We start from the raw sequence: 6,543 nt of genomic DNA on the forward strand, positions 1-6,543 counted from the left end.
TTCTGCCCTGATCCTAAACAAAATTGATATGAAAAATATCTAATACTCAATAAGTTCAGTTTACAAGCACTTTAAAATCTTCTGTAAACGTTCCCTTCGTATTATCAATCGTAATTTTTGCGACATACATTCCGGATTTCAACTGATTTTTCGTCATTTTGATCTGCTGACTTCCGGATGCAAGTTTTTGTTTGTCGATCACACTGAAAAGTTTTTTTCCGCTCACATCAAACAGTTCAATACTTACTGTTGATCTTTCGTTAAGAGTAATCGGGAAAATAGTCTCTTCTCTGAAAGGATTTGGATAATTCTGTCCCACATTAAAATTTTTGGTGTTTGCTGCTTCCTGAGTTCCTAAAACGGCTCCTGCTACATAAATGGTATGAGTTAAAATATATCCCGCAGATAAAGAACCCGTTACGGTACTCATCTCATTGCTGGTTCCGTCTGAAAATACATTATCACTCGCATTATAGGTATAACCTGTCATGCCTTTTGTATAGCCGTATGAAGTTCCGTTTACATTTACATTATAAACAGCACTGCCTGTTCCCTCCGGAAATGCAATCTGCGTTACCAGAAGAGAAGTTCCGTCCGCTTTGTAAATATGAACATGAATGTGGGTGGCTCTGCTCTGGTACCATCCCGGAAATATGCTCGTGAAACTTACAAGTCCGTTTGCATCTGTGGTCTGTCTTCCGCGAAGAAAATGATTGTTGGTGTAATTTGCAGCCTGCATTGCCGTACCTCCGTATTCGGAATAGTTGCCGTCTTTATCACAGTGCCAAACGTCTACCAGAACTCCTTGATAGGCAGCACAGTTTCCGTTGGTATTCTTTATGTAAATATTCATCGTAAAGGCAACGCCTGTTCTGTCTCCCACAATATTGGTTTGTACAAGGCTCGAAGGAGTATGTGTAGGAAAAGGACCCTCTGTTTCTGAATTGGTGACACTGCAGGTTAAAACATTTTGAGAAGACTTTTCCGGCAGCATTTCCTCATGAAAAATTTCCGATCGGAAAAGAACAGGTGCAGCAACAGCTATTCCTGCCAGTCCGAATGAGTTTTTTAAAAATTTTTTTCTGTCCATGTATTTAGTTTTTATTTTAAATTAAACTTCAAAGAAAAGTAAAAGTGCATTTTCACTTAATGCTTCAAATTCCAGAGTTTCGATTTCAGAAATGATGATCGCGTCTCTGGTTTCTAAAAGTCTGTTCTGAAATTCAAAAGCGCCGTTAATCACCATTCCGAAAATTGATTTTCCTTTGTGATGAAGAGCATATTCCTCTTCTTTTCTTCCTTCATATAACCCTATGAAATTGGGATATTCCACTTTCTCAGAAATCTGGATCAAATGATTTCTTTTGTTGATCTTGAGATCTTCGACAGAGAAAAAAGTATCGGTTTTTATGCTTTTCAGTTCAAAAATTAAAATATCGGCTTTTTCATCCTGTCTGTTATTTCTGAGGTTCAGTATATTTTTTTCTTCAGATTTTAAAGTAAAAATATGCTCCGCAGAAACGGGTTTTTCAAAATCATTAATGGCGATTTCCCCATAAAGAATGATGATGAGAACAGTAGAATTTTTTTGATAATTAAAATCAAATGTTCCGTTTTCCTCGAAAACAACTTCTGTTATTTTGTGCAATCCTGAATGTTCATCGGGAATCATCTCGTTCAGAATACATGAATTTTCTTTCTTCCAAACAGAAAGATCCGATTTAAAAATACGTGATGGACTTTGAACTAACATTTTGATTGGATTTTTTTTGAGGAATTCCACACTGCACAGATAAACACATCTAATCACTTCACACCCGTGTAAATCTGTGCTTTTTGTGGAAAACTAATAAACTAATAGTAAAACAACCTCTGTTTTATTTTTTTAAGCCGAAACTTTTATTGTATGAGTAAGAGCGTATCCCGCGCTTACACTTCCGGTAATCGTAGACATCTCATTAGAGGTTCCGTCGCTGAATACATTATCACTTGCATTATAAGTATATCCGCTCATTCCTTTATATCCTGTACTTGAAGCTACCTGAACCACTGCGCTGTCGCTGCCTTCAGGAAATGCAATCTGCGTTACCAGAAGAGACTGACCTGCAGAATTATAAATGTGAACATGGATGTGGGTGGCTCTGCTCTGATACCATCCCGGAAATATACTTGTGAAAGAAACTTTTCCGTTGGCATCGGTTGTCTGTCTTCCTCTCAGGAAATGGTAAGACGTATAATCGGCAGTCTGCATCGTCGTTCCTCCGTACTCAGAATAGTTTCCGTCTTTGTCGCAATGCCAGATATCAACAATAGCTCCCTGAAGATTGGCGCAGCTTGCATTTATATTCTGAACGGTAATTGCAATCGTAAAAGGAACACCTGTTCTGTCTCCTACAATATTAGTCTGTACAAGTGTAGAAGGAGATTTTGTAGGAAAAGGACCTTCAGTCTCCGAGTTGGTAACAGAACATGCCGATGAAGAGGATCCGGAAGAGGAACTTGAACTTGAAGATGAACCTGTTGTGGTATCTGTGATATCGTCATCACTTCCGCAACGTATCAAAATAGGAGCTGCTACTGCGGTAACACCCGCCAAACCAAGAGTTTTTAAAAACCCTTTTCTGTCTATTGTTTTCATAATATGTTTTTTTAAAGGTTACTATTTGAATGATTTCAATGTCATTCTTTAATTTCCTGTAACAAATGTATTTTGAAAAAAACAGCTTATGAAATTTATGAGGTAAACAGCAAAAATGTGTCGGTAAATGGATTTTTTTTAAGAAATGTTAAGAATAATATGATAGAAATAGCAGAGAATTACCGAATAGAAATTCAGGGTGGCAAAAATTCGAAGAATTTTTGAAGGGGTGGTTTAAAGATGAAGTAAAATTATTTATTTACAATCTCCATTACCACACCTTTAAATGTTTCCCCAATCGGAATGATAAATTCCCCTATGTGAATATTGCGGTTTACAATCGTTTTAATCAGTTTTACGGGAACAATATAAGAACGGTGGACCCTCACAAAATCTTTTTCTGAAAGTTTTTCCAGAATATTTTTCATGGAGGAGCGTGCGGTAATCTTGGAATGATCTGCAAGATGGATCTGAATGTAATCGTCTAAACCTTCGATCAAAATAATATCATCAAAGTTAATTTTGTGAAGTTTGTAATCTGCACGGATAGAAAGATATTTTACATCTGCAGATTCACTACTCACTTTTACTTTTTCCACAGCCGCTTTAAATCTTTCAAAAGAAAAAGGTTTTAATAGATAATCTACCGCATTGATATTGAAGGCATCTACGGCATATTCAGAATAAGCCGTGGTAAAAATAACTTTTGTATTTTGAGAAATACTTTTATAAAAATCCATTCCGTTTTTGGAAGGCATTTCAATATCTAAAAAAATCAGATCAACAGGATATTTATTGAGATGTTTCTGGGCATCGCTTTGTATATTAAAAGTCTTTTCCAGAGAAAGATTTTCAATTTTTCCGGAATAATTCTCAATAATTTTAAGAGCCAGAATCTCATCATCCAGTGCAATGGCTTTTATCATCATGTATCAGATTAAATTAATTTTTAGATCCACATCGTATGTCTTTCCGTTGCTGGTTATAACAAGGGTTTGTTTTTCCCCGTAAATCTGTTGCAAATGTTCAATCGTATTTTTCAGTCCCACTTTCAGGCTGCTTTCATCAGTTATATTTTCGTTCACGATATTATTGAATACATTAAAATTTAAAATACCTTCCTGAACAACGGCTTTTACAGAAATTTTGGAATTTTTTTCCGCATTGAAGCCATATTTGAATGCGTTTTCAATAAAATTAACCAAAATGAACGGTGCAATTCTCAGTCCTTTCATTTCTCCGATCTCCGTGTAGGAAAAATCCAGACTGCTGTCGGTTCTTATAAGTTGTAAAGAAATATAGTCTTTTATATAGTCAATTTCCTGACTTAATTCCACAAAATCTTTGCTGCTTTCCTGCACCACATAACGCATCACGTTGGAAAGCTTTAAAATTCCGTCCGGTGTATCATCAGACTTTAACAGAGCCAGAGAATAAATAGAATTCAGAATATTGAACAGGAAATGAGGCTGCAGCTGATATTTTAAATTCAGCAGTTCAGCTTTTGCCTTTAATTTTTCCAGTTCTTTCTTTTCGTTACTTCTGTAAATAAAGAATGAGGATAAAAAAGAAAAAAGAAACGGCAGCAGAGAAGTAAATATCATCTGATGATAAGAACCATCATTTCTTTTAGGGGCAAAATTTCTAAATCGCGCCCTTCCTTCCATTGAAGGTTCCGGAAAACTGCCATTTGGATCAGATATTTCAGAAGGGCTCATCTGTATTTTCTGATATTCTTCCGGAAACAGATTTTCCGGAGAAATATAAGTAGGAAGAAAAACCATACCCCCAAAACAGAAGAGGACAAAAAGTGTGAAAAGAACATATTTTTTTCTTCGGTAAAATTTTGGAAGAAAGATTTTAAGGTTTAAATAAAAGAAAATAATAACCAGCACGAAACGGATAAACTCCCTTTGAAAAGGTGGAACCCTGAAAACGGAAAGCGTTCCGTCGAAATCCGGAGAAGAAACAATCGGTATTGTAAGAAGCAACAGAATAAGGATAATATGCGGCAAAAGCTTTTTCATTGAACTAAATTATTAATTTGAATTCATAATTTGCGAAAAATTATTTAAAAGCATTAGTTTTTTTAGTTTCCTTAAAATTATTTTATTTGCCATAAAATACAAATTCTCTACTTTTACGGCATGGAACAACAATCTAAAGATCCTCTGCACGGAAAAAGACTAGATGCCATTCTTGAAGAGCTGGTAGAATATTACAATGGTTTTGAAAAACTTGGCGAAAAGATCAATATCAGATGTTTTACAGACAATCCGAGCATTAACTCTTCTCTGAAATTTTTAAGAAAAACAGACTGGGCAAGAGCGAAAGTAGAAAGTTTATATCTTTTTGTGCAGAGAGAGAAAAAGCGTAACGAAAGAAAAAAAGACAGATAAATATTTCTTCGGTCAATGATTTCAAAAACAGTATCTTTGTGCCGTTAATCGTGAAAGAAATCACGAAAAAAGAATAAAATATGACAATCGAAAACAATCACGTTGTAGCTGTAAAGTATATCCTACATACTATTGAGCCGGATGGAAGTAAAATTCTTGTAGAAGAAACAACAGCAGAAAATCCACTTACATTTTTGTATGGAGTAGGAATGATGATTCCAAAATTTGAGCAGAATATCCACGGCTTACAAGCTGGTGATAAAGCTGATTTTACTATTCAGCCTGAAGAAGCGTATGGCGAAAGACAACCGGATGCAATCGCTCAGTTGCCGATCGATATGTTCCAGGAAGCTGGAATTCCGCCTGTAGGAGCAATTTTACCATTATCAGACAATCAGGGAAATAACTTTCAGGCAATTGTGGTTGAGGTAACTCCGGAAGCTGTTGTAGCAGATCTTAATCACCCGATGGCTGGGAAAACGTTAGATTTCCAGGTTGAAATCTTAAACACACGTCCTGCGACAGAAGAAGAATTGTCTCACGGTCACGCTCATGGAGTAGACGGAAACGAAGCTCACTAAAATATAAAAAGAATGTCCGGTTTTTAATCGGACATTTTTATTTTCTGGATTTCACAAAAACGCAAAGTTTTATTTTTGTGGGGACGTTTTAAAGTGCAATAAATCAAAGCTGTTCAGAATTCGGCACTGTCAATTTTATCGAAGATAAAATCCTTGCGCCTTAAAACCTTAAAGTATGCTAAAATTTGCGTCTTTGCGAATATCAACCAATAATATCAACTTTTTATTCTAAAAATTCACCGCTCACATAAAACCAGCGGTTCTGGATCATTTTAAAGGTAGATAATTCGTGATGAACATGGTTTCCTCCGTTTTCATCAGTGTAAAAAGCCTTGAATTCCACTTTATTCATGGAAGGTTTATTTACAATTTCCAGTTTTGTCCACTCATTAATTTCTCCCCATTCCTGTAAATCTTTTGTATTGTGAAACTGCCTTTTACTCGGTGAAGTGGTTTCCATTAAATATTTACCATTCGGAATCGCAAATGCAGAAAACCTTGAGCGCATCAATGCTTCTGCGGTCGGAGCAGATTTTTCTTTTGTATGATAAGGTTTACAGCATTCTTCGTAGCTCTTTCCGGAACAGCAGGGACAGTTCATTGTTTTAAATTTTAGATTGCAAAAGTCTTAAATTCTTTTTTAACTAACGTGAGTTCGATGTAAAAATAAAAAAAACATCATAGAAAAAAGCAGAAGAAGTTGTATGTTTAAAGTGCTTAAATTCAAATATTTAACTAAAACTTCTGCTATGATTTCTGATGATAAAATTACAACTATTTATTACATCGTTGATGAGTTTTTTAAAGAATTTAACCACGTTCTGAAAGAGTATTCTTTACAAGACCAAAAAATTAAGAAGAGAAACCGAAGATCAGTCATGTCTGAAAGTGAAGTAATGACCATTATGATTCTGTTTCATTACGG

General features: G+C 35.4%; 8 protein-coding genes and 1 pseudogene. 3 read left to right on the top strand and 6 right to left on the bottom strand.

All coding sequences use genetic code 11. The annotated features are described in order from the left end of the window. Nucleotides 1-55: 55 nt before the first annotated feature. From BW951_RS22440 to BW951_RS21700, 5 genes are all read right to left on the bottom strand, one after another. Nucleotides 56-1,090 carry a T9SS type A sorting domain-containing protein gene (locus BW951_RS22440; RefSeq protein WP_084196513.1) on the bottom strand — a complete coding sequence of 345 codons (1,035 nt, stop codon included), beginning with the start codon at nt 1,088-1,090 and terminating at the stop codon, nt 56-58. Between the two features lie 21 nt (nt 1,091-1,111). Further along, nucleotides 1,112-1,753 carry a pirin family protein gene (locus BW951_RS21685; protein ID WP_076396703.1) on the bottom strand — a complete coding sequence of 214 codons (642 nt, stop codon included), beginning with the start codon at nt 1,751-1,753 and terminating at the stop codon, nt 1,112-1,114. Nucleotides 1,754-1,885: 132 nt separating this feature from the next. Next, nucleotides 1,886-2,638 (bottom strand): dioxygenase family protein, encoded by a 753-nt coding sequence (locus BW951_RS21690; RefSeq protein WP_228427589.1) that lies wholly within the window; start codon nt 2,636-2,638, stop codon nt 1,886-1,888. A 251-nt stretch (nt 2,639-2,889) separates the two neighbouring features. Continuing rightward, nucleotides 2,890-3,567 (bottom strand): LytR/AlgR family response regulator transcription factor, encoded by a 678-nt coding sequence (locus tag BW951_RS21695; protein WP_228427590.1) that lies wholly within the window; start codon nt 3,565-3,567, stop codon nt 2,890-2,892. 3 nt (nt 3,568-3,570) lie between these two features. Beyond that, entirely contained in the window at nt 3,571-4,665 is a 1,095-nt protein-coding gene (locus BW951_RS21700) for a sensor histidine kinase (protein WP_076396705.1), read from the bottom strand. A gap of 120 nt (nt 4,666-4,785) precedes the next feature. Between BW951_RS21700 and BW951_RS21705 the strand changes: the two genes are divergently transcribed. Both BW951_RS21705 and BW951_RS21710 read left to right on the top strand, forming a co-directional pair. Then, entirely contained in the window at nt 4,786-5,037 is a 252-nt protein-coding gene (locus tag BW951_RS21705; RefSeq protein ID WP_076396707.1) for a VF530 family protein, read from the top strand. An 80-nt stretch (nt 5,038-5,117) separates the two neighbouring features. Then, nucleotides 5,118-5,618 carry an FKBP-type peptidyl-prolyl cis-trans isomerase gene (locus BW951_RS21710; protein ID WP_076396709.1) on the top strand — a complete coding sequence of 167 codons (501 nt, stop codon included), beginning with the start codon at nt 5,118-5,120 and terminating at the stop codon, nt 5,616-5,618. Between the two features lie 223 nt (nt 5,619-5,841). Here the strand turns inward: BW951_RS21710 and BW951_RS21715 are convergent, their stop codons facing one another. Beyond that, the gene (locus tag BW951_RS21715) at nt 5,842-6,219 is read right to left on the bottom strand and encodes a YchJ family protein (protein WP_076396711.1); all 378 of its coding nucleotides are present in this window, start codon (nt 6,217-6,219) and stop codon (nt 5,842-5,844) included. Between the two features lie 148 nt (nt 6,220-6,367). Between BW951_RS21715 and BW951_RS23305 the strand changes: the two are divergent. Further along, nucleotides 6,368-6,543 (top strand): annotated as a pseudogene (locus tag BW951_RS23305) (IS982 family transposase); the annotation flags it as partial.

Origin of the sequence: Chryseobacterium gambrini, assembly GCF_900156825.1 — a bacterium.
GTDB classification, from domain to species: domain Bacteria; phylum Bacteroidota; class Bacteroidia; order Flavobacteriales; family Weeksellaceae; genus Chryseobacterium; species Chryseobacterium gambrini.